Below are 22,216 nucleotides of genomic sequence, written 5' to 3'. Positions count from 1 at the left end.
CACGACACTTCAAGGGGGTTTGTAGGCGGCTACGAAATGGAAACCGTATCGTTGGGCCTGCCCTTTATGGCGGCTTTCCTTGATCCAGGTGCGTGGGGGCCGCGCTTTACTGGCGCGCTAGATCAATATGACCATATGGCCGGTATGTGGCTAGTTGGCGAAGATCTACCCCAAACAACCAATAGAATAACTCTAAATGATAACGTTAAGGATCGCTTTGGCCTTCCTGTAGCAAATGTGCACTATGACGACCATCTTAATGATATCGCCATGCGTGACCATGGCTACCGCCAAGGTGCCGATCTCTACCGCTCAGTAGGGGCAAAAGATATTTATGAGGTGCCGCCCTATCCCTCTACTCACAACCTTGGCACCTGCCGTATGAGTAAAAAGCCCGATGAAGGTGTTTGTGACGGTTATGGACGCTCTCATGAAATTCCGAACTTGTTTATTTCCGATGGCAGCCAATTTACGACCTCAGCAGCTGAGAATCCGACCTTAACTATAGTCTCATTGGCCATCCGTCAGGCTGAGCATATTGGACAGCTGATGCGAACCGGCGTGGTTTAAATGAGTGTAGTGCCTAGCATTTACTGGGAGCTGGGCAAAGCTACTAAAATTGGCAGTATATTTACCATTTAAAAGAGGTGATTTATGAGTTTTGAAGGCGAGAAGCATCCCGGCATACAGTCCCCCACTGCCAATTCAGCAGGTTTTTGCCTTAATCATACGATGCTGCGCACAAAAAATCCTGACACAGCACTTGCATTCTATTCGCGGGTATTTGGAATGCAGTTATTAAGACGACTCGATTTTGAAGAAATGCAGTTTACGCTTTATTTTCTGGCCAACCTACAAGGTGATGAGGCAGTGCCAGAGGATAAAGGGGAGCGTACCGTATGGACTTTTAAACAACGTGGACTGCTTGAACTGACCCATAACTGGGGGACTGAGCAGCAGGAAGATTTTAGCTACCATGATGGTAACGCTGAGCCTCAAGGTTTCGGTCATATTTGCTTTAATGTGCCGAACCTAGAAGCAGCTGAAGAATGGTTCGATACAAACAATGTCACCTTTATTAAGCGCTCAGACCAAGGAAAAATGAAAAACGTTATTTTTGTGAAGGATGCCGATGGCTACTGGATTGAAGTAGTCCAAGCAGATCGTTTAGCAGAGCTTGGTGATTAATAGATAAATAGTCCCACTATACAACCCATATATTACGTCCAACTTTTCAGGCTGGACGTAATTTTTTATGAATGGCTAGATGACAGCAACGTAGCTGAGCATATGACGGTGGGTCATCGTAGGCGCCTATTAATTGTACGTTCAAGCGGCGAATTTTTAAGCGATTTGAATCGACCCTAGTTTCGTAGGCACTCGACGACCGCTTTTGGCCCGACTGTTGTCTATCACGACTGGCCGCTTTGGGTCGAGCCCTGACCATGAATTAACCTTAGCACATGACGAGCGTGAATTGAGCCATTCTTTGACCTCCACCTGATGGAGGATCATGCTATGAACTTTCCGACTGAAATCTCATTTACACCTTGGAATAAAGGCAAGTTGGTTGGGCAGAAGGCGCCTCTGCGCCTTCGAGATATCTGGGCCATACGTGTGCGCCTACAGCTTGCCAAAAAGACGAGAGACCTTGCCCTCTTCAATTTAGCCATTGATAGCAAGTTACGTGGCTGCGACCTTGTCAATTTACGAGTTCGGGATATAGCCCATGGTACGTGCATATCACCACGTGCCATCGTAATGCAGCAAAAAACGCATCGACCTGTCCAGTTCGAAATAACCGAGCAAACCCGTAACGCTATTGAGGACTGGATACAGCTGGCTCAACTCAGAAGCGAAGATTTCTTATTTCCCAGCCGAATCAATAGCGCAAAGCATCTCTCCACGCGCCAATATGCCCGTATCGTGAAAGCCTGGGTCACCGAAATAGGTTTAGATGCTTCAATGTATGGCACGCACACGATGCGTCGTACAAAAGCTTCGCTGATATACCGTCGCACGAAAAACCTTAGGGCAGTGCAACTGCTCCTGGGTCACACAAAGCTGGAAAGCACCGTCAGGTATCTAGGAATAGAGGTAGATGATGCGTTGGAAATGGCAGAACAGACAGAGGTTTGATAAGGATAAACGACGGCCTATTTCAGGTCGTCGTTGCCCGGCCAAGAGCGGCCTTTTAGAAGTCGTTGATATAGTTCTAAACGCAATGCTTGGTTGTATGGATGGGATTCAAGGGCAACAATTTGCGGCGCAACACATGTCACGGGGCCTGCTTAGTTCAGTTCAACACTCTGCATTTCACACCACGCATCATCCAGATTCACCTTATAGACTTCCTCATATGATGAGAAGGAAAAATCTAGATTAACGTAACCAGAGTCAGATTCATACGAACCAAGCGAATGAGATTCATGATACCCATCACTTTCAGAACGCCTCAACCCTGATCGTGACTGATAATCTATTTCAGCCTCGCAATATACTTCCACATCAATTTCAGAGCTCCCCCTATAATCAGTCTCTAAAGAGTAATCCACATTTACTTCGCAGTCATCATAGTAGCTGTCATCGTAGCTCTCGTCGCAGTCCAAATTTGCCATTTCAACTGAAAGACAAACTTCCGCACCGGTGTCGTATTCGGTTTCACAGGTTTGGCCAGAGGCGCCTTTAGCACGTAACTCTGCTTGACGTTGGGCAACAAGCTCAAGTAGCCTCTTTTTTTCTTCAAGCTCCTGTGCAGTCATTCGCTGGCAACGACCACCTACTTTCTTATATCCCTCGTTGCACATCCACATGTTGCCCAAAACTCGCGCGTTATCTGGTACAGAAAATCTCTCACAAGAGTTGCCCACTCGCTGGTAGCCCTCGTTGCACATCCACATATTACCCAAAACTCGCGCATTATCTGGCACAGACAGTCGCTCACAAGAGTTGCCCACTCTCTGGTAGCCTTCGTTGCACATCCACATATTGCCCAAAACTCGCGCATTATCTGGCACAGACAGTCGCTCACAAGAGTTGCCAACCCTTTGGTAACCTTCATTACAGATCCATGAATCTCCTAGTGAGCGAGAATTAGGAGGGTTGGCGCTAACATTTGAGCTCAACAAGGCCCCTAAAATAAATAAAATTATGAAATTTCTCATTTTAATTCTTCCCATAAGATGGCCAGATTCACTATGCCACTACACTTTGAAATTGATCCACCTCATTGAGGCTAGCTTGGAGAGATTTTTGAATCTGATCTAAGCGAACCTTTGGAGTCAATAACGGGCTTGCCATTTCAATTCTTCCGCGAATGAATGCGGTCGCTTGTCGAATTCGATCTAAGTTATCGAACGCATCATCAGGCACGTCTTTGCTACTCTTTTTCTGCAACGCAGACTCAAGTTGCGAAATCACGTCATGGATACCGTGGTTTTCGAATTGCTCTTCATGAGCTGACATACGCAATTGCCCCTCTCGATGTAACAAGCATCAGACTGCCAGCATATTCGCGCTCTTGCTGCATTGCCAAAAATGTCTGCTCAGGGTCGTTATCGGAAAATCGAGATTCCTCATAATTCTTAAGCTGACAGTATCTTAATCAAAAAAGGCTGTCACGGTTTATAGATTTTCACGCGTTTCCCACCCTCCTACCTCTGGCCTACAGTTATCAATCGCTCACGTATATCCGATCTCTCACTACGCACTCTTATCGAGGTGCATGGCCATACCGATGCAAGGAAGTAGGAGCCCTTCCCCCTTTTTGGTACCACGGAGTCTTATATATTGTGTCAGTGGCTTCCCTATCTCCCCCTGAGACCTGCAATCCAGCAGGAATGAGAGAGAAACGATCATGGAACTGACTAAATTTGACGGCTTTGCAATCTGTAGTGACATCGTGACAGGTTCACATGGCGACTTCATGATCACAGTGTTGCTCGGCCATGATCCAGATGTGACACCGAACTGCTTTGATACCTATTCAGGTTCCGATAAGGAAACCTGGGCAGAGAATAAGTGGTTCTTCGGTATGCTCAAGGCTAAGGTCGAACTGAAGGTAGGTAGCCAATCTGTTCTTTTGGACGATGTGGCAGCTGTACTGGGGGGTATTGAGGTCAATAAGACCGGAAATAATGCTCACCTTGACGTTCAGGCTCGTGCACTTGCTCAAGATGCTCTTGAGCGTGGAATAGAGATTGTTGAACAGATCAAGACCGCTGCGTAGTACATTCAACAGACCCTTCACTTGTGAAGGGTCTTTCACATTCAGGCTGAACCGATCACTGCTGTGCAACATCCCCCCTCTTTCACGGACATCCGGTAAGCGGATTTCTAGGGTTATCTATGCAGTGTCCCCCTTAGTGCGTTGATGACAATGGCAAGGCATCAGGACTATCTGTGCAACATCCCCCCTCTTGCCCTGGGCCTGATACCAGGCGCCAATTTTCTTTGTGTGCAGTATTCCCACCGGCCCAGTTTTGGGTCACCTGGTCCCCTACCTCCTTTCGAGACCTGTATTCCGCAGGAATGAGAGAGGAGATTGATCATGGGCAAGAGCACTGTGATTTATACCAAGATTGGTGAGCACCGTGGTAAGCAGCGTCTGTGGCTAGAAGGTAATCGGCTGGCGCGTACTGGGATCACACCAGGGCAGCGCTTCAACCTCGTTGCCGGCCGTAAGAGCCTGACCCTGCAATTTACAGAAGATGGTGCTTACAAGGTGTCGCGCAGAAAGCGTGGTGAGGTCGAGTTGCCAGTCATAGACATTACGGCAGCTGAGCTGGCGCAAGCGTTGGGCAAGGTAGAGAGGGTGCGTGTCGTCGTCAGGGGGAATCGTGTCGACATCACGATTCATCACCATGATCTTGCTGAATCTGATCGTATGGGTCGGCTACTGCAGTCCCTGACCAAGGGTGAGCCGCTTGAAATTGGTTCGATTGCACACGGTGCTGGAGTGCTTGATCACGCGATACATACTGGCCTTGCTGATGTCGGAATGCCCTCGCGCCTAGCCTTCGCTAATGAGCTGGAAGGTGCTTATCTGGAGGCATCATTGGTGAACAATCCTGTGTGGGACGAGGATAGCATTGCGATCCAAGGCCCGATGGAGGAAGTGGAGTGGCACAAGCTGCCGTTCATTCACCTCCTTTGCGCGGGTTTGCCGTGTACCGGGGCTAGCCTGTCAGGACGTGCGAAGAACAAGCTGGATCGGGCAGAAGCGCATGAGACAGCAGGTAGTCTCTTCATCGCTTTCATGAATGCAATCCAGACTTTGCGCCCTGCTATGGTGCTGCTGGAGAATGTCCCGCAGTACCAGACGACCGCCAGCATGACGGTCATTCGCAGCGTGTTGTCGAGCATTGGCTATGACGTGCATGAGACCATTCTGGATGGGTACGCGATGGGGTCACTGGAGCGGCGCAATCGGCTTTGCATGCTCGCAGTGAGTAAAGGCATTGAGGTCGATCTCGAAGCACTGGAGCCTGTACGTCAGCGTGAAACATTAATCGCTGAGGTATTGGAGCCGTTTCAGGCAGTCCAGGATCGCTTCAAGCCTTACAGCTACCTTGCCGACAAGGAAGCCAGGGATCTGGCCGCGGGTAAGGGCTTTCGTCGTCAGCTGCTCGATGGTTCAGAGGGAAGCCTCGGCACCATAGGGCGTGGTTACTCGAAGGCGCGCTCAACTGAGCCGTTTCTCCGACACCCAGACGATTCTGGCCAGTCGCGACTATTGACCAAGGCAGAGCATGCCCGAGTCAAAACTGTCCCTGAGATGCTTGTTCAAGGGCTGTCTGAGACTGTCAGCCACGAACTACTGGGCCAAGGAGTGGTTCATTGTGCATTTCGCGCAGTGGGCCGCCTCATTGGCAACTGCTTGCATAGTATTGGTGAGCAGGACAAATATGCCTGGCAACAGAAGTGGCACAAGACGCATTCCGCGGCTTAGCCACACACTGAACTACTAGGCATCCTTCAAGCCCCACTCCGATTAATTGGAGTGGGGCTTTTCTCTGTTTAAGACTACTAACTGCCATTGTTTCGCATGCGGAACATTTATATTTGGTGGCAGTGTCTCCCCTACCTCTCCATAGCCGTCACTGGTCGCCCTATCTACTTGTGAGATCCGGGTGATCGGAAATGAGAGAGGAGCAGATCATGAGGAATAGTAACAAGTACGAAATTGCTGATGTGAAGCGTATTGCGGAAGGTCAATGGGATACTGTCTTTCAGGCACTGTGCCCCGAGCTGGAGCATGCACTTGCCCACCCGGGACATCACATCGATTGCCCGATACATGGTGGTAAGGAAGATTTCCGTCTCGATCGCGGTTTCAAGCAACGCGGTACGGCCATTTGCACTTGCGGTAACTGGGATGGTTTTAGCCTGCTCAAAGAGCTGAAAGGCTGGTCTCTTCCCGAAATACTGGAGCAGGTCATGGGGGCTCTCGGTGAACAATCCGTTGAGCCGCTGGCGCCTACAGTATCTCGGCCGCCCCCACGGAAGGTTGAGGAAAAGCAGGACATACGGCCAACGCTGCGCAAGCGCTGGGAAGAAGCTCTACCCCTGGGAAGGGGCGAAGGTCGCTTCATGCTGGCGAGCTACTTGCAGTTCCGCGGGTTGCCTGTAAAGCCGATGCTTAACGTTCTCGAGACGGAGGCACGCCTCCACCCTAGGATGGCCTACATCGAGAAAGGCAAAGTGGTTAGCTACTACCCTGCACTGATAACCATTGTCAGGGATGCGGCTGGAAAGCCTGTCACGATGCATAGGACGTATCTCAACCGCACAGAAAATGGTGTGGTTGAGAAGGCGCCTGTGAGCAAGGCTAAAAAGCTGTTCCCTGTGGTGAAGAATGGTGATGTCCACGGTGGTGCTATTCGACTAGGCACAGCTACAGCCGGCGTTATCGGTGTGGCTGAGGGCATTGAGACCTCGCTAGCTATTCGGGCTGCTACGGGAATGCCTGTCTGGCCGGTACTGTCAGCTTCCCTAATGAGGTCGTTCGAGCCGCCTGAGGGTGTCACGGAAGTCGTTATTTGGGCTGATCGTGACCTACCCGACAGGAAAGGACGTAAGGCTGGTCAGGACGCAGCGGAAGTGCTCCAGGCTCGGCTTTTAGAGAAAGGGATTCGAGCTTCGATAAAGATCCCTGATGCACCCAGCTCAACTGATGTGAGCGTTGATTGGGCTGATGTGTACACCAGTAGTGGGCTCACGGGATTTCCCCGCAAGAGCAAAGCTGCTTAACCCTTCAAACCCTTCTGACATCCATTGTCAGGAGGGTTTTTTCATTGTGCGCCAGGCATGGCGCGCAGCGCCTTGACTGGCGCTATTCCTGAGGGTGGTGCCTCACAGGATGACTTGGGGGTGAAAGTCCCCTACGGACCCTGATAGCGGGAACCGTTAGCTGAACAGCAAGGGTGTCTGCCGCAAGGCAGAATCTGAAGGAAGCTGAAGGCAAACTCCCGGCCCGACGAACAGAAATCGCATACGAGGCTATCGCACCCGGGCGAGAGTGCAATGATCCTCAAAGCCCCATAGCTATCCGGAAGGGGCGATAGTAAATGCGGCGGGTAGGTGGGAGGAAGGTCGCGCGTCTTACCCTGGGAGGTCTGGTGGTCTGCCACGGTGCTACCGGCGTCGAGAGGCGACGGGATGGATCACCAGACGTCAGCAGAGGCCATAGTAAGTGCCGGTTCACCACGGCACCAAGGGCCGAACATGAAGAACCGCGAGTAGGCGATAACGTCTCGAGGATCGATCATGAAGACAGAAACCGACGCTAATACCGTCACTCACCCAGAGGGGCAGGAGCAGAACTCCACGCCCCGGCCGGTGAGCGTCGAGACGATCCCGGCGTCGCTATCGTGGACGAAAGCGGAGTCAGCCTCGCTCATGGAACGGGTCGTTGACCCGGTGAACATGGAGGGAGCTTACCGTAAGGTGGTTGCCAACAAAGGGGCACCGGGTGTCGATAGCATGACGGTGCACCAGTTAGCGGGCCACCTAAAGCAGTACTGGCCAACGCTGCGCGAGCGGCTATTGGCCGATGCGTATCACCCTAGCCCGATCCGAGCCGCCGTCATCCCCAAACCCAAGGGTGGGACACGGCAGCTCGGCATTCCCACGGTTACCGACCGATTGATCCAGCAAGCGCTGTTACAGGTGCTTATGCCCATCTTCGACCCTGCGTTCTCCGCGTCGAGTTACGGCTACCGCCCCAGGCGCAGCGCTAAGCAGGCCGTCTCGGCCATGAAGGCCCATGTCACCGCTGGCCACCGCTGGCCACCGCTGGGTGGTCGACCTCGACTTGGAAGCCTTCTTCGACCGAGTGAACCACGACCTGCTGATGGCACGGGTCGCGCGGCGCGTTAACGACAAGCGCGTGCTGCGTCTGATCCGCCGCTACCTGGAAGCGGGCCTGTTCCAGCACGGCTTGCCCACGCCGAGACGGCAAGGGACGCCCCAAGGTGGGCCCCTCAGCCCGCTGCTGGCGAACATCCTTCTGGACGACATGGACAAGGAGTTGGAACGCCGAGGCCACCGCTTCTGCCGCTACGCCGATGACGTGCAGGTGTATGTCAAAAGCTGGCGGGCAGGCGAGCGTGTCATGGACAGCTTGAGTGAGTATCTCGAGAACTCACTCCGGCTGACGGTCAACCGCCACAAAAGTGCGGTGGATCGGCCATGGAAACGCGGCTATCTGGGCTACAGTCTCACTCGGCACAAGCAGCCGAAACTGACGCTAGCCAAGACCAGCCTGAAGCGTATGATGCAGCGTGTCCGTGAGATACTGAAGCGTGGTAAGGGGCGTAACATCCAACGGGTAATCGAAGGGTTGAGGCCAGTCCTGCGAGGATGGGCCAACTACTTCAGCTTCGTTGATGTGAAGCGCCCGCTGGAAGCACTGGATCAATGGATACGTCGCCGCTTACGCGGCCTGCTCTGGCGGCAATGGAAGCGCCGAGCGACCCGGCGGCGGAAACTCCGAGGCCTAGGTCTGGACGCGTACCGTGCTTGGAAATCGGCGGGTAATGGGCGAGGGCCCTGGTGGAACGCCGGAGCCTCGCACATGAATCAGGCCCTACCTAGAAAGTGGTTTTATGATCAGGGCCTGATATCGATACTGGATACGGTAAGATGGCTCAAACGTTGTTCATGAACCGCCGTGGTACGGAACCGTATGCCCGGTGGTGTGAGAGGACGGGGGAGGTGACTCCCCTTCCTACTCGATTTCAGCATGATGGGATTCGGGAGGAAGGATGCATTTTTATATATTCGCTGAATCTGTTTGGGTCAAGCAGCTACTGATCACTTAGGTCATTTAACTCTACCTCGCTTGAAGCGCATTCCTGTGGCATTGGCGCTTTTTAGCGTGGATAGCATGCCTCCGGGCGGTGATTCTGTGCTCAAGGCTCTGAGCACAGGGTCCAAAGTTACCGCCCTATCTGTCATTCCATAACCAGCCTTGCTTTTATTATCTGTTATTCGTTCTGAGACCAAGGTTATATGGGGCCTAGGGAATGATTCTAGTTCCCTTGCGTGGTGCATCACTTCTCCCTACTTTCTTTTAAATTAAACGTTTGTTTGATCTATCCGCTGGATCGTGTCACTTCCGCGGGGTTGCCACTCCTCTCGGTAATCTCAATACCACCTCCCGTTTGTCTGTCAGTAGCGCCCCTACCTCTCATGAGACCCCGATACCTGGGGGATGAGAGGAGAGCACGTTATGAATCGCAGTGACTCGATCGCCAGAATCGGCAAAGCCCTGGCTTCAGTGCAGGCTGAGCTTGGTGGTCTGATCGCACCGGATTCTACGAATCCGATGTACGACAACCGCTATGCAAGCCTCGCAATTATAATCGGCAGCATTCGTGCCGACTTGAATAAGTTTGAAATTGCACTGGTTCAGGCACCTGTGCCCGGAACAGTGGGGGCTGTGGTGATGGAGACCATGCTCATTCATGGCCCTTCTGGGGAGTACATTGGCTCTTACTGTGAGATGCCCGTTGAGACCCTTGATAGCCATGGTGTGGCGTCAGCCCAGACGTATGCACGTCGCTATGGGTTGATGGCTCTTCTAGGCCTTGCTCAAGGCCCGGACGATGATGGAAATGCTGCCAATAACGCCGCTGTGGAATCCTCAGTGCTTCTCTCCCAAGGAGAGCCTGAGCCATCAGAGCAGCGGGTATCGAACGGTCACCGTTTGGCATCGCCCGAAGCGATTCTAGCGGAGATTGAAAACTCAGATGTTGAGCGATTGGTTTCGGCCGAACGCTGGGTCAATAGCGCTCAACTGGATGCACACCTGTCAGCTCGGCTCAAGGGAGCGATCGCACAGCGACGCCGAATTATCCAGCGACAGCAATCCCAACATGCTTAACCTTCCATAGCCCCATCCCTTTGTGGAGTTGGGGCTTTTTCGCGTGCATGACACAGGTATTTGGAGGCAGCTTGACCGGGAACGCTCATCGATTATTCGGCCTGGCGCTTGGCGCATCGGCTGGTGCGATTATGACCCCCTTTTATGGTGGGATGTCTGCGCTGGCAGTGGCGGCGATGGCGCTGCCTGGATCAACGGCACCTGACTGGCTGGAGATCCGCATTGGTCCAGCCACGCTCATACCCCATAGGACTGTGACCCACTGGTTGCTCCCTTGGCTAGGGCTGGCAGTGGCATCAGCCGTTTGGCTACCTGATGCGCCATTGCTTGCCGCCCTGCTCTTTGGTTTCTCGGTTGGTGGGCTCTCTCACGTCATTGGAGATGCTGGCACCCCTTTGGGAGTGCCTGTGTGGCACCCCGCCAAACGCCATTCCCTGAAGCTGTGGGATGGCGGCACCTCAGAATTTTGGCCCGTGCTGTTGGCCTGGGTCATTGCCGCGATTTTGATACGGAGCCTTGTGCTATGAAACACATTACCGCTGGCCCTTTGCCGGCGCCATTTCTGCAGCTAATGCTGGCGCTTTTGCTAACGCTGAGTTCGACCGCTATAGCCCAGCCTGGTGGGGACCGAGGGCAAGCCTGCCTTGATAGCAATAATGCTCGCGAATGCGGTTGGTTCTGGGGGCACTTAGATGATGATGAGGAAGAAGAGCCCGAAGAGCCCCCAGTCGAGATACCGATGGCCAAGGCGCCTGAAGAGGAGCTGGATTGTACGGACCCAGAACAGTGGGAGCCCTCTTGTGGTTTTGTCGACCCAGAGGGGAGCTTCGAGTTTCAAGCCAAGCAGCGCGACATGCTGCTTAACCAGTCTGTGATGAACCCCAACAATCCAGAGACAGTCGAGGCCTTTCAGCGGTATATGCGATGGGCCGTCGACCAAGCCATCACAATGTCGAGGATGTGGGAGTGGAATCAGATCCAAAACCAGGACCTCAACCCCCTCGTACATAGCCCCGTCTCCTCTTTTGGGCTTCGTGCAGCGTCACGAGCACGCGATGGCAAGCGCAACGCGGTCATGGAAGAGATAGATGACCAGAATGGGTTTCTCGTCTGGTTTACCCGGTCTAGCTGCCAATTCTGTCATGACATGCAACCAGTTATGAAGCAGCTCGAACGACGTACTGGGCTCACTATTTACAACGCCCCACTTGATGGGGGGTGCATGCCAGAGTTCTCGAACAGCTGCGATACCACAGGACGCTCAGTAGAGGCTGCTGGCCACCTTGCCGTCGAAGCGGTACCGGACCTCTGGCTTTACCTGCCACAGGATGATCTTTGGTTCCGCGTCTCCAGTGGTGTTGAAGCAGCGCAGCGGATTACCTCGAGGATTGAGGTCTTCTTTGGTGCTATCCAACGAGCAGCAGAAAAGGGCCTCGAGGCGGTTGGTGATGGCACGAGTCCTCCCGTTGATTTCAGCGTCCCCGACATGCTGGAACGGTCATCCGGTGGCCTCGGCGCCGGCATTCCCCAAGGAGTTGAGTAATGTTCTCCAGAAACAAATTTGTAACCATGTTGGCAACAGCCGTGATCAGCGGAATGTCGATAATGGCCACCACAAGCCTGGCTGAAGCCAACGCACTCGAAAATGCGTTTGACCGGCTATCCAGTGCCGGAGGCGGCTTCAGTAGCTCAAACAGCGCAGCGTCGTTTGAGACCAGGACACGGCATGGATACACGGCCGGGGGGTTGACCATGCGGTTTTCTCAGAACCGCTACTCGCTAGTCAACATGGACCCGCCGCGGCTAGACGTAGGCTGCAATGGCATCGACGCGCATTTTGGTGGCTTCTCCTATATCGACAGTGAACAGATCCAGCAGATGTTGGAGCAAATCGCCCAAGGGGTTGTAGCCCTCTCCTTCCAGCTCGCGCTCAAACAGCTCTGCCCTATTTGTGGGGATGTGCTTGAGTTCGCACAACGCATGGCACAGGCGGCGGCGAAACTATCCCAGGACAGCTGTGAGGCTGCTACCGCACTGGTTGAGGGGTTCCCTGACTACTCCGGCGAATTAGGCAATCTCTGGTGTAGTTCGGTAGGGATGTTTGAGGGCGTGGAAAGTGACTGGCTGGCAGCCCAGCAGGACACTTGTGATAGCAAATCGGATTCGGGCCGCGAAGTGCGAGACCACCTCAGCAACAATCCCGGGGATCGCGCACTGGCCTTAGAGCTTGATGGCAACCGCACATGGCTAGGCCTTCAAGAAGCAGGTATTGCCCCTGGGCGAGATGGCAGCAACAACATGGGGGCAGAGAACAAGATATTTGCCGAGCTATTGATGAGTTGGATTGGTACTGAGGTTCGCAACAAAGGGGGTAGTGGCGACTCGAACACCTTTGCGCCAACCATCGAAACTGCCGATGCGATGCTGGACATATTCCTGTGCGGAAGTGATAAAGCCTCGCCGACCGTCATTGAATACGCTGACTTCGTGAACAGCTTTTGCGAGGACAAGGTATGGTCAGGCGCCTCAGGCCAGGCCACCGAGATTTATACTTGTAGCAACAGTGATCTGAGAGACTGTTGGAACCCGAACAAAGCAAAGGTTGAGGATATATCACTTGGCCACGGCTTTTTGACCACGGTGATTATGGAATTGGAAGGTGCGGTTAAGAACGTTGCCAGTGGCACCCCGCTGACCGCTTCTCAAAAGGCCATTATTGCTGCAGCGCCCTTCCCGCTCTATCAAGCAGTTAATGTTGCAGCGACCTACCCGGACCTTGCCTACGACCTAGTAGTTGGTAACTCGACCATTCTGTCTTACATGATCTCCATTGAGTACATTCGCTATGCCGTCCAGGCAACGGCTAAGACATCGATGACATCATCCGTGCCGGGTGAGATCTTGCGCGAATTCCGCGAGGCCCAGAATGAGCTAGTTGTCGTGACCTCCCAGAAGGCTCAGCAAATTAACCTTATGGCTGAGACTCAGGAAAACATAATGAGCCAGGTTGACAAGATCAACCGCGCCACGTTGCGAAATCTTCATGCCATGGGTCTATCCGGCATGGATTTCGCTCGTGATATGGTTCGGGAGATGGACTGATGAAATGGCTTGTTCCTGCCCTTATAGCTATTGGATTGGTCGCTGTTCCGGGGTTAGCAATCGCAGAGACCATGACGCCTGCAAGTGGTGACACTTGGACATTTTATGGCTATGGCAATGGTTATGCGCTGGCGCAAATACTGGAGGCGATTAAACGCCTGACTGACCCTGACTCAAACCCTGGGTTCAGGAACTTGGCGCTATTCTTGGCGATGGCCGGCTTCCTTGCGATGTGCTTTACGGGAATCCTGGGTGGAAGTCTGCAAAAGGTGGCCATGTATTTTGCCGGCATGATTCTTACTGTCTACATGCTGTTCTCTTTGAAGGTCGATATTCTTATTGAAGACATGGTGTGGGATGGCGTTGGGTCGCCCCAATTCATTCAACGAATTGAAGGCGTTCCGGCAGCCATCGGTCTTCCTGCTGTTGTCATCTCAGAGATAGGGATGTGGGCTACAAACGGCATTGAAACTAACTTCACGACGCCAAACTTCGAAAATCTACGTATTTCAGAGGGGGCTCCCATTGGCATGGCGGCAAGCATGCTGAATGACATGAAGAAGATTCGCCTGACTGATCCGTACCTGCGATCAAGCATTCAAAGTTTCATGAATGACTGTGCGTTGCCGAATATTTTTAGCGGCAAAATATCCCCGGTGACGCTAATTACCTCACAAAATGCATGGGGGGTTTTAGGCAATAACCTGAACCGGGCAGTTTATACCGTCGTTTATGACTCGACCGATCCAAATGGTGGCATGCAGGCTTGCGATGAGGCCTACGCGAGCATTGACAACCGTTTGCAGACTGCAGCTCCCGCGCTATTGAACGGCATGAGGGAAGCTTCCCCGTTCTGGCTTCAGCAGGCAGCAGGTTCAACAGCGCTGGCACAAGCCGCTCTGGATGATTCGTTTCGCTGGGCCTCAGGGGGAAGTGCCGTTCAGGACGCCACAGGGCTTGCCACACAAGCCGCAATCGCAGAAATGTACTCAGGCACCTATGAATACGCAGCAATGGCCACAGGCTCCAACGAGCTGATCTCAGCCTTGAATATGGAACAGGCTCGACGTGCCCAGCAATCTGGATGGTATAGCACAGCTATTCTCTTCCGGGATATGGCGGGCTATTTCTTCGCGATCCTTCAGGCATTCGTGATTGGGCTGGCGCCGATTGTGTTTGCTGCGGTGTTGGTCCCCGGCTTAGGCAAGAAGATGGGCACCTCGTATGCCCAGGTGATGACCTGGCTCATTTTATGGTGGCCAGGGCTCGCTATCGTGAACTACATCATGATGCTCTATTTCCAGGGGCAGACAGCGGGATACCTCGCTGATGGTCTCACCATGGCCAATATGAGCGCAGTCAGCGAGATGTCGGACAAGATGGTGATGGCATCAGGTTTTATGTCCACCTTAGTTCCCGCCATCATGTGGGGGCTAGTATCTGGCAGCGGTTACGCCTTCACCTCTGTCTTGGACAGGGCATCTGGTAGCCAACAAGCGGCGACAGCCGCGAACAACATGTCTACAGGTGCAGCTTCGGCTGGCCAGGTAAGTATGAACAACGCGAACATGAATGCTCACCAAACCTCTCACCGTTATAGCTCTGGGGAAGAAGTATCGGCCCACCATGTAGGGGTTGGAGCTTCTACTGTGACCAGTATGAGCGGCCAAGATATGAACGTGGGCTTACGCCCAGCTGACTTTAGAGCGAACTATTCGGCTTCGCAATCATACTCAGAGGCTACACAGCGCACTCAAGAAGCCAAGGAGTCGTTCTCACAGCAGTCTCAAAGTATGATGACCGATTCCCTTCGAGGTGCTACTCAATACGCCCAAGACAATGGCTATATGCAAGACGGTTCGATTGATTGGTCTCGAATGAGTCAAGACACCCAAGGTCAGAGGTATATGAGTGAATTGGGTGCAACCCGTCAAGTGATGGATCAAACAGGTCTTTCTGAGCGCGAAATAAACGATATGACCATGCACGCAGCAGGTAAGGTGGCAGCTGAAGCAGGTGTTAAAGGCGAGCTTGGGCTTAGCCTTAGCAGTGGCATAAGTGGTTATTACCGAGGCTCGGCGGCTGTTGAGGCCGGAGTGCGTAGGTCCCAGTCGGATCAAGATGCGCGCGAAGAAACCACCAGTGTTGCGCAGGCAGATACTGGAAAGCTCGTTTTTGGTGAAGACGGCACGCTAAGTGTTACAGGACAAGATGGTAGTCGTTACTCCCAGAAGTTTACCGAAGGGGAATCACGTCAGGTTCTTGAAAGCCGTGCCGGTGAAGACCGAGCATCAATGCTCTACGCGGCTTCAAATGATTACCAAGAGGCCGTGCAGGTTCAGCAACGAGCAAGTGAGGAATACACAACTAGCCGTTCAGGCTCGCTTCCTACAGCTGCAAATCCTCACGCTGTAGCTGGCATACAAAGTGATTTTGATGTTGTCCGGAGTAAAGTAGAAGGACAAATGAGTGAAGATGTAAAAGACATTTCCGGCCGAGGGGCCCTTGTCATGGGGACAGTAGGGGCCAACACCGCCGATGTTAATGAAAGGGCAAGTCATGCAGACGCCACTACATCGCCTATTGGTGCTATTGGTGTCAGCGGGCTATCTGCTGATTCGCCTACGCAATTGAATGATATACAAGCCAATGCCCAGGCTCCTGTTGTTCGTCCTGATAGTTACCATGTTATAGACACAGGTGAGAGCTTTACTGTTGCTGATCGCAGGGATCTAGCGGCAGCTGATGCCAGCAACGCTGACGCCATGATCACGGGTGGCGATAGAACGAATATTCAAGTCGGCAATGATATGTTCGTACCCGCGCTTTACACCCAAGATGAGAGTGGTCATGGGCAAGCAATCTATGCAGTCGAGCGAGAAGACGGGCATGCATATTACCAATATGGTGGCGATGGCACTTTTGAGCCGGTTGATGTCGAAGCCCCGCCTAGTCAGTCTCAGATTGACTCCCAGGCCAGAAATGGACCCACCTTGAACGCAACTGAAGCAACGATAACAAGGATACAGGTCCGTTCAGGGGGGTCTTCATCAGATTCATCAAGCAATGAATCGATCCCTTCCCCTGCCCAAGGCGAGGAAATTGATCCTCGGGAATTTATGCTGTCTCGATAAGAGGAGCCATATAGGCAAAGCCCCTGCCAAGGCAGGGGGGTTATGTGTTTCGGATGAGCTGCTTGTAGCGTTTCAGCATAGCTTGTTGTGCTAGGAACAAAGCGATGAAACCCGCCCAGATAAACGGGACAAATTTGCTCAGCCCACTGTTTGAAGTGTACGCGGTGAAGAATAGTAGAAACGCAAATATCACTGCATTAACCGCATAGATAAAGATAACGTTCTGCCTGGCTCTCCACTTAAAAGCCCTGACTACATCTTCTTCATTAGCACCGATCAGTTGGTGCAGCTCATTTGCGACGAAAGAGCCCTGGGATGGCTGAGCGGCATGTTGCCGTGCTGCGATCGCACGTTGGCGGCGAGCTTTGCGATTCTTGTTAGCCATTTCGACCTCCGAACGATCGACGCAATCACCTTGATGTTATCTAATAATACCATACGACGATTTCAAATTACAATAAGAAGCGGCTATTTTCTCATCTTTTCTGCTGGGTCAAAGTATGAGCGCTTATGACATAAGTGGGTAACAAGGTCGATATGGGCATGAATTATCGTCTTGGCAAGCCAAAGAATATATCCCCCGGCGAATTTCAATACCTCTATGGTTCCCTTGGATAAAATATCCATGAGCGGTCTAAAGACTTCCTTTACTCCCGGAAGAATTCCTAAGAGCAACATAGCGAAGATGGCGATTGTTGCCCAAAATAACACTGTAATCATAACTACCACCTAAACAGTTGCTGTAAGAAACTCGTTTAGTCGTTCCTCGAAGTTAAGCGCCTGTTTGTCGGCAGGCATCTTCATCTTGCGTTTTATTACCTTAAATGAAGGAATGTGTTTGGGGTAGTTGATCATTGGCGTTCTCAAATGATACATGCGAGCGCCCATCATCATGACCGCTTGCCCCATATCCATGGCTCTCAATTGATCCGGTGTTACCCTGAACTCCTCAACTTCGCGCCAGCTTTCACCCATGCCGCCGCCATCGGACATGCTGGATTGTGGGGTGGTTCTCAAATACTGCGCACTCTCTCCCTGGTTAGCCGAGACTGAGACAGTACGTTGAAAACGCTTGGTTTTACCTAGTATTTCTGCGGCCTCTTCAGGGCTGTCTTTCGCACCGAACTTGAAGAATATTTTGTTCCATGTGTTCTGTATCACGATGTCTGCAAAGTCTGGCGAGACTCGATTAAGCTGGCTGAAGGACTGGAAGGCTGGAATCAGTGCGATATTGGCCGATCGCGCCTGCTCGAAGAGACGCCCTACCCCTTCCATTACGTAAGCACCCATTTCATCCAGAAGTGCGATGAAATGCTCTGGCCTTTCGCCCTTGGGTAAATCTTGAATGTAGGCAACAGCAGAGCGAATGTCCGAGACGATCATTTTCCCTAGGTTGAGGGCTGCGGTGTCCTTTCCCATCGTCGGAAGCGAGACATAAAGCATGTGGCCCTTACGAATAATCTCGGTAAGCACGATTTCCGGGGCATAAACGTTGAAGACCTTTCCAAACTTACCCTGGGCGAACAGTGCAATCCGGCCTGCCATCCCGCCCAGCGTTTGCTTCATGCGGTTGAGGTCGATTTTTGTCCCTTCCTTGGTACGGGTACGGAACTGATCGAGGAAGATCGATAGCGCCCTCTTCTCAGGCCCTTGAGGAGTCATTCTCTCCAAGTTTTCAAGGGCTCTATCGGACTGCAATAGAATTGATAGATCGCCGAAGTGATATAACTGACCGGAGGCTTGCAGAGCGGCAATGATGACAGTGAGTGCATGATTGGCGGATTGCCTGTAGTGATCGGCGCCTGGATTGTTCTCCGCAGAAGGAATGAGGTTCATCAGCCGCGATGCCACCTCATCAGGATCGCCGTGGAGAACAGGGTTGTAGGTATTGGCGTTATCGGGGTCTGACACGTCGATAATGTAGAGTTCATCTTCGCGGCCTGTCACCTTGGCCATGTACGCTAGGTGATCCCGAGTGTCCCGATCAATTTTGGCGTCAATGAATAGCCATCCGCGCCCACGCGCAGTTTGCTGCCAGAGGATATATTCACCAAGAGTAGTCTTACCCACACCAGACTGACCCACGATCGCAGTGTGTCGCTGCCCGAGGATGTCGGGCATGTTGATTCGAGTATTTTTGTCGGTGGTCAGGCCGATATGTAAGGAAGGCCCCTTATCATCTACTGGCTCGTCTGAAGGCAGCACGAAGCCCTCTCGGGAATCCTCGTCGTACTGGCGCAGCTTGGCCATAGCCTGGCTCCATGTGAGCTGCGCCATGCCCAGCGAACCCAGGACGCCAGCAGGCCATGCTGGGAAGGTGCCGACAGCCCAAGGTGTAGCGGCCGCAACGCCGGCTGCAATGGCGGTAAGTGCCAGCGCATCCATTCTGCCGGCTATCATGGGCAATCCTCCAGCGTCACGCTATCAGCACGGAACATCCCGGCTGCCCATGCAGCGGGGGCGATGTAGCTACGGCTGTCGGGCAGCGGTGCCTGATGGCAGCGAATCGTCAAAGATGAGCTGTCGTCCAGAGGATGAAGGCTTATGAGGTGTCCTGGGTAGGACGCGAAGACTAGAACTCCGATATAGCCTTGGGGCAAATCTTCTGGTGGATTGCCTCCAAGGTTCTGCGACCAGGCATTGAGCCAATCTAGCTGGCTGGTCACCATAATCGACTTGCTAAGTAGCGCGCCAGCATCATGACCGCCGTAAAGCTGATGCGCGGGTTCATTGGCGCCTTCCTGAGCATTGGCAAAAAAAGGCATGGTTGTTGCCACCATGATCAACGCAGCCTTGAAAAGAGTTTGCATTATTTGTTGTTCCTATCAAAGAAGCCACTAGGCAAACGATCCCTGCCACCAGCCCCACTAACGCTCGGTAGCATGTTGTTGGGTAGCGATCTTCCTCCGGGAACAAGCGAGTCAAGAAAGGAATGCCACATGCTATATTGAAACTGCTCGGTATATGCATTGCCTGAAGTAGTCACGAACGTAATCCTGCCGGTATAGACAATACTTCCATGAGGTGTAATGGCACCCTCCTTATTGCGGTGGCCATACGTATGGTAGGCGGGTGTGCCAGGGGTCACTGTGGTCGGACTTGAGCCGTCACCCCAGTCGACAACTGCTTTTTCAACTCTTCTAACGTTCTGTCCACCGTTCTCAAAGGACGTATATGTGAGCGATACATCTAGCTGGGTTTCTAGGCCTACATACCCATTATTGGGCGTGAACATGAAAGGCCTCTGCCCCGCGTTCTGCACCACTTCCTCTGAACCGGCTGCACCTGATGCCAGCGCTTCAGCTTGGGCAGTGATTCGGTCTACTGGGCTCCCGAAGGAGCCAGTAGATGCCAATACCATCACCACACAAGTAGCTTGAATTAAAGCTATCTTGCCCATGTCTGGTTGAACTCCGATTGTGCTTTTTCCGACAACGTTTCCACGTACTCCGAGAAATCCATATCGCCGAGATCAAGTGCAAGGAACTCGTCAATAGTGAACCCGGTGCAGTCTGGCTTGTACTGACGATCGTAAGTTGTGGAGGCCTTTGTCACACAGCTACCCAAAACCTTTAGCATGCACGGCTCGTATTTCTTTTCTGAGTAGGTGTACCAAGGCTTAGCTGTAAGATTGACTTCAATTGAAGCTCTAAACTCACATTCCTCAACGGAACATCCACCAGTGAGAGTCACTGGTGGACTGTTGCTGACATAGTTATTCAAATTAGTAATGTCATTCTGGATGTTGACTTCATTCCACGCCGCATTGTCATAGCATTCATATGATGAACCGATACACATGCGCAGCCCTCTGGAAGGGGATTCTGAACCTAGAGGGTTTGTATATGCCTCGAAGTGAACATTGTTATGCGCCCAAGAAAACTCGCCCCAGCCATCATTAGGAAAATTGATTGGCCACTTCATATCTAAGGGAATGCGCATCTGACCACCAGCGCCAGCTTTCCAAGCGTGAACTTTGTATTCACAGCTGCCATCTTCAAAACACCCACCTTCTACAACCGAATATCGGTTGATCGCACGGGTGTGATGATCCTCTGCTGCTAAGCGATGGGTTTCCCAGCCTGGGCTAAAGCCATAAACAGGGTGATCAGGCGGTGCCCCGCATGACGATTCAGAGCAGACCGCTGCATAAATGTCTGGGCTTGAAGGGCAGTCGTATCCAGATAACATCGAATTGGTAAAGCCTTCATCGGTAGAGCATTCCTCTTTCCACTGCCAGAACCGCACTCGATTGCCGTTGGCATTTAGCTCGTTCGACCATCCTCCGGCAGAATTGTAAAAAGGAAACTCAATGCGCTTGGTAACAGCTCCACCTGCGTTTTGCGAAGCCAACTCGGCAAGCTGTTCTCGACCCTGTTCTTGAATTATTCTGGCAAGCATCGAGTCAAACTCGCACCAGCGTTGGTATCTATCCACCTGAGTTTGGGTGTTCGCAATCGACCATGGCCTTGTCCAATGTGCGCATATTTGCTTCGCGTAGGACATGTCACCTTTCGCAGGCGCGTTGTAAATATAATTTGCGAACGTGCATAGCGTATTATTGGTGGGAACAAAGCCGGGTGTAACTTGGACGGCTCGTTTCGCCATGCGAGCAGCAGCAAGCTCTACATCTTCGAGGTCACAGTAGTCAGCACCGATTCCTGTAGCCATAGAGATAAATGAGCTGGTCAAAACGACATCTTCTGGGTCTTCCTGACAGCATTGCATGTGCTCAATAGCATTTAGGATGTCTGCCGAAGCAGTGCCAGCCAAGACAGCTCCAAGCGGTCCGCCAAAATACGTTGCCAAAACGGTTGATACGGTTGCGTTAAATTCCATCATGCGGCGGAAATCGCTTGTAATCGCTTTGCACTCGCGCTCCATGCCAGAAAAGATCCGCATGTTTTCATCTAACCCACCCTCGGCAGCGATCATGTCCATGACACCTGCCGCTGCAATAGCGTCTGAGAAGGCGCCTTCATCATCGCTAACTTCAGGCATAATTTCGTAGGAACTAGGATCGCATTTCCCATCTTCGCGACATGTATATGTCTGTTCCTGCCGAACGCATAAACCGTCTTGCTTTCTGGTGCAGTCGTAGCTCGTTATGTTGCAGTTCGGGTCGTTATTGCAACGTGGTGTCTCGCCGATGTAACAGCGCTTAGTTACTTTCTGGCCGACAATATTTCCAGAAGCATCTTTTATATCTGTCCTGCTTATATCTGGGCCACAGCCATACGAAGTGTCGGCACTACATGTAGACTCGCTCTTTTGCCATTCTTCGATCCAACTGTCAGGAAGAATGCGTGAATATTGCGAATAGGTCGCTGGATATGTTTCTCCAAACGTGTTTACCAACTCCCAGTCATCATCGTTCTGTAGTGCTTCGAGATTGCAAGTGTGGCTATATGGATCGCCGTAACATCTATAAGTAACGGCATATTCCCAGCACTCTCGTCTGACTGTTTTACCCATTATCGTTCTGGGGGCAGAATCAATACATGTCTCTCCGACCTTGTAGCACTCTTGGTAGTCGCTTAAAGCCCCAAAGGTAACCTGGGGTATTATTAGGTAGATTAATAAAGCTACTAAA

At 52.2% G+C, this 22,216-nt stretch carries 21 protein-coding genes; 13 read left to right on the top strand and 8 right to left on the bottom strand.

All coding sequences use genetic code 11. The annotated features are described in order from the left end of the window. From CXF87_RS09555 to CXF87_RS09545, 3 genes are all read left to right on the top strand, one after another. A partial coding sequence (locus CXF87_RS09555) for a GMC oxidoreductase (protein WP_232774865.1) occupies positions 1-570 on the top strand: 570 nt, incomplete at its 5' end. An 84-nt stretch (positions 571-654) separates the two neighbouring features. After that, positions 655-1,188 (top strand): lactoylglutathione lyase, encoded by a 534-nt coding sequence (gene gloA, locus CXF87_RS09550; RefSeq protein ID WP_101146479.1) that lies wholly within the window; start codon positions 655-657, stop codon positions 1,186-1,188. A gap of 330 nt (positions 1,189-1,518) precedes the next feature. Further along, positions 1,519-2,139, top strand: a complete 621-nt coding sequence (locus tag CXF87_RS09545; protein WP_101146478.1) for a tyrosine-type recombinase/integrase — start codon at positions 1,519-1,521, stop codon at positions 2,137-2,139. A 152-nt stretch (positions 2,140-2,291) separates the two neighbouring features. Here CXF87_RS09545 and CXF87_RS21575 read toward each other — a convergent pair whose 3' ends face one another. Both CXF87_RS21575 and CXF87_RS09535 read right to left on the bottom strand, forming a co-directional pair. After that, entirely contained in the window at positions 2,292-3,164 is an 873-nt protein-coding gene (locus CXF87_RS21575) for a hypothetical protein (RefSeq protein WP_157826488.1), read from the bottom strand. Positions 3,165-3,195: 31 nt separating this feature from the next. After that, positions 3,196-3,465, bottom strand: coding sequence for a hypothetical protein (locus CXF87_RS09535; protein ID WP_101146476.1), 270 nt, complete (start codon positions 3,463-3,465; stop codon positions 3,196-3,198). 391 nt (positions 3,466-3,856) lie between these two features. On the opposite strand from CXF87_RS09535, the gene CXF87_RS09530 reads away from it, so the two are divergent. From CXF87_RS09530 to CXF87_RS09490, 10 genes are all read left to right on the top strand, one after another. Continuing rightward, positions 3,857-4,228, top strand: a complete 372-nt coding sequence (locus CXF87_RS09530; RefSeq protein ID WP_101146475.1) for a hypothetical protein — start codon at positions 3,857-3,859, stop codon at positions 4,226-4,228. A gap of 321 nt (positions 4,229-4,549) precedes the next feature. After that, positions 4,550-5,950, top strand: a complete 1,401-nt coding sequence (locus tag CXF87_RS09525) for a DNA cytosine methyltransferase (RefSeq protein WP_101146474.1) — start codon at positions 4,550-4,552, stop codon at positions 5,948-5,950. Positions 5,951-6,159: 209 nt separating this feature from the next. Continuing rightward, the gene (locus CXF87_RS09520; protein ID WP_157826487.1) at positions 6,160-7,251 is read left to right on the top strand and encodes a DUF7146 domain-containing protein; all 1,092 of its coding nucleotides are present in this window, start codon (positions 6,160-6,162) and stop codon (positions 7,249-7,251) included. A gap of 516 nt (positions 7,252-7,767) precedes the next feature. Beyond that, positions 7,768-8,379, top strand: a complete 612-nt coding sequence (locus CXF87_RS22240; RefSeq protein ID WP_269801100.1) for a reverse transcriptase domain-containing protein — start codon at positions 7,768-7,770, stop codon at positions 8,377-8,379. Next, entirely contained in the window at positions 8,267-9,166 is a 900-nt protein-coding gene (locus CXF87_RS22235; RefSeq protein ID WP_269801099.1) for a reverse transcriptase domain-containing protein, read from the top strand. Before CXF87_RS22240 ends, CXF87_RS22235 begins: the two co-directional genes overlap by 113 nt. Positions 9,167-9,733: 567 nt before the next feature. Further along, a complete protein-coding gene (locus CXF87_RS09510; protein WP_157826486.1) occupies positions 9,734-10,387 on the top strand; it encodes an ERF family protein in 654 nt (217 codons plus the stop codon). 71 nt (positions 10,388-10,458) lie between these two features. Next, the gene (locus CXF87_RS09505) at positions 10,459-10,914 is read left to right on the top strand and encodes a metal-dependent hydrolase (RefSeq protein WP_157826485.1); all 456 of its coding nucleotides are present in this window, start codon (positions 10,459-10,461) and stop codon (positions 10,912-10,914) included. After that, positions 10,911-11,930 carry a conjugal transfer protein TraF gene (gene traF, locus CXF87_RS09500; protein ID WP_101146470.1) on the top strand — a complete coding sequence of 340 codons (1,020 nt, stop codon included), beginning with the start codon at positions 10,911-10,913 and terminating at the stop codon, positions 11,928-11,930. The genes CXF87_RS09505 and traF overlap by 4 nt, the downstream gene beginning before the upstream one ends. Further along, on the top strand, positions 11,930-13,489 hold the full coding sequence (locus tag CXF87_RS09495; protein WP_101146469.1) for a conjugal transfer protein TraH: 1,560 nt from the start codon (positions 11,930-11,932) through the stop codon (positions 13,487-13,489). Before traF ends, CXF87_RS09495 begins: the two co-directional genes overlap by 1 nt. Continuing rightward, positions 13,489-16,623: a conjugal transfer protein TraG N-terminal domain-containing protein gene (locus tag CXF87_RS09490; RefSeq protein WP_101146468.1), complete on the top strand. Its 3,135-nt coding sequence runs from the start codon at positions 13,489-13,491 to the stop codon at positions 16,621-16,623. The genes CXF87_RS09495 and CXF87_RS09490 overlap by 1 nt, the downstream gene beginning before the upstream one ends. Before the next feature lie 40 nt (positions 16,624-16,663). On the opposite strand, the gene CXF87_RS09485 is transcribed toward CXF87_RS09490, so the two are convergent. The 6 genes from CXF87_RS09485 to CXF87_RS09460 all read right to left on the bottom strand — a co-directional run. Then, entirely contained in the window at positions 16,664-17,008 is a 345-nt protein-coding gene (locus tag CXF87_RS09485) for a hypothetical protein (RefSeq protein WP_035561835.1), read from the bottom strand. 83 nt (positions 17,009-17,091) lie between these two features. Further along, entirely contained in the window at positions 17,092-17,343 is a 252-nt protein-coding gene (locus CXF87_RS09480; protein ID WP_035561838.1) for a hypothetical protein, read from the bottom strand. A 9-nt stretch (positions 17,344-17,352) separates the two neighbouring features. After that, positions 17,353-19,023 (bottom strand): type IV secretory system conjugative DNA transfer family protein, encoded by a 1,671-nt coding sequence (locus CXF87_RS09475; protein ID WP_101146467.1) that lies wholly within the window; start codon positions 19,021-19,023, stop codon positions 17,353-17,355. Further along, positions 19,020-19,433, bottom strand: coding sequence for a hypothetical protein (locus CXF87_RS09470; protein ID WP_101146466.1), 414 nt, complete (start codon positions 19,431-19,433; stop codon positions 19,020-19,022). The genes CXF87_RS09475 and CXF87_RS09470 overlap by 4 nt, the downstream gene beginning before the upstream one ends. After that, a complete protein-coding gene (locus tag CXF87_RS09465; protein WP_101146465.1) occupies positions 19,433-20,023 on the bottom strand; it encodes a hypothetical protein in 591 nt (196 codons plus the stop codon). The genes CXF87_RS09470 and CXF87_RS09465 overlap by 1 nt, the downstream gene beginning before the upstream one ends. Beyond that, on the bottom strand, positions 20,011-22,216 hold a 2,206-nt coding region (locus CXF87_RS09460; protein WP_232774864.1), incomplete at its 5' end, for a conjugal transfer protein TraN. The genes CXF87_RS09465 and CXF87_RS09460, both read right to left, overlap by 13 nt.

The sequence above is a fragment of the Halomonas sp. MES3-P3E genome, from assembly GCF_002836035.1.
GTDB lineage: Bacteria > Pseudomonadota > Gammaproteobacteria > Pseudomonadales > Halomonadaceae > Vreelandella > Vreelandella arctica.
This window is presented reverse-complemented; position numbering and strand designations above follow the sequence as displayed.

What these genes read in the sequence shown, in the direction of transcription:
- CXF87_RS09510 (WP_157826486.1), top strand. Translation starts at nt 9,734, where the DNA reads ATGAATCGCAGTGACTCGATCGCCAGAATCGGCAAAGCCCTGGCTTCA.
- CXF87_RS09495 (WP_101146469.1), top strand. Translation starts at nt 11,930, where the DNA reads ATGTTCTCCAGAAACAAATTTGTAACCATGTTGGCAACAGCCGTGATC.
- gloA (WP_101146479.1), top strand. Translation starts at nt 655, where the DNA reads ATGAGTTTTGAAGGCGAGAAGCATCCCGGCATACAGTCCCCCACTGCC.
- CXF87_RS22235 (WP_269801099.1), top strand. Translation starts at nt 8,267, where the DNA reads ATGTCACCGCTGGCCACCGCTGGCCACCGCTGGGTGGTCGACCTCGAC.
- CXF87_RS09520 (WP_157826487.1), top strand. Translation starts at nt 6,160, where the DNA reads ATGAGGAATAGTAACAAGTACGAAATTGCTGATGTGAAGCGTATTGCG.
- traF (WP_101146470.1), top strand. Translation starts at nt 10,911, where the DNA reads ATGAAACACATTACCGCTGGCCCTTTGCCGGCGCCATTTCTGCAGCTA.
- CXF87_RS22240 (WP_269801100.1), top strand. Translation starts at nt 7,768, where the DNA reads ATGAAGACAGAAACCGACGCTAATACCGTCACTCACCCAGAGGGGCAG.
- CXF87_RS09530 (WP_101146475.1), top strand. Translation starts at nt 3,857, where the DNA reads ATGGAACTGACTAAATTTGACGGCTTTGCAATCTGTAGTGACATCGTG.
- CXF87_RS21575 (WP_157826488.1), bottom strand. Translation starts at nt 3,164, where the DNA reads ATGAGAAATTTCATAATTTTATTTATTTTAGGGGCCTTGTTGAGCTCA.
- CXF87_RS09475 (WP_101146467.1), bottom strand. Translation starts at nt 19,023, where the DNA reads ATGATAGCCGGCAGAATGGATGCGCTGGCACTTACCGCCATTGCAGCC.
- CXF87_RS09525 (WP_101146474.1), top strand. Translation starts at nt 4,550, where the DNA reads ATGGGCAAGAGCACTGTGATTTATACCAAGATTGGTGAGCACCGTGGT.
- CXF87_RS09480 (WP_035561838.1), bottom strand. Translation starts at nt 17,343, where the DNA reads ATGATTACAGTGTTATTTTGGGCAACAATCGCCATCTTCGCTATGTTG.
- CXF87_RS09470 (WP_101146466.1), bottom strand. Translation starts at nt 19,433, where the DNA reads ATGCAAACTCTTTTCAAGGCTGCGTTGATCATGGTGGCAACAACCATG.
- CXF87_RS09465 (WP_101146465.1), bottom strand. Translation starts at nt 20,023, where the DNA reads ATGGGCAAGATAGCTTTAATTCAAGCTACTTGTGTGGTGATGGTATTG.
- CXF87_RS09535 (WP_101146476.1), bottom strand. Translation starts at nt 3,465, where the DNA reads ATGTCAGCTCATGAAGAGCAATTCGAAAACCACGGTATCCATGACGTG.
- CXF87_RS09490 (WP_101146468.1), top strand. Translation starts at nt 13,489, where the DNA reads ATGAAATGGCTTGTTCCTGCCCTTATAGCTATTGGATTGGTCGCTGTT.
- CXF87_RS09545 (WP_101146478.1), top strand. Translation starts at nt 1,519, where the DNA reads ATGAACTTTCCGACTGAAATCTCATTTACACCTTGGAATAAAGGCAAG.
- CXF87_RS09485 (WP_035561835.1), bottom strand. Translation starts at nt 17,008, where the DNA reads ATGGCTAACAAGAATCGCAAAGCTCGCCGCCAACGTGCGATCGCAGCA.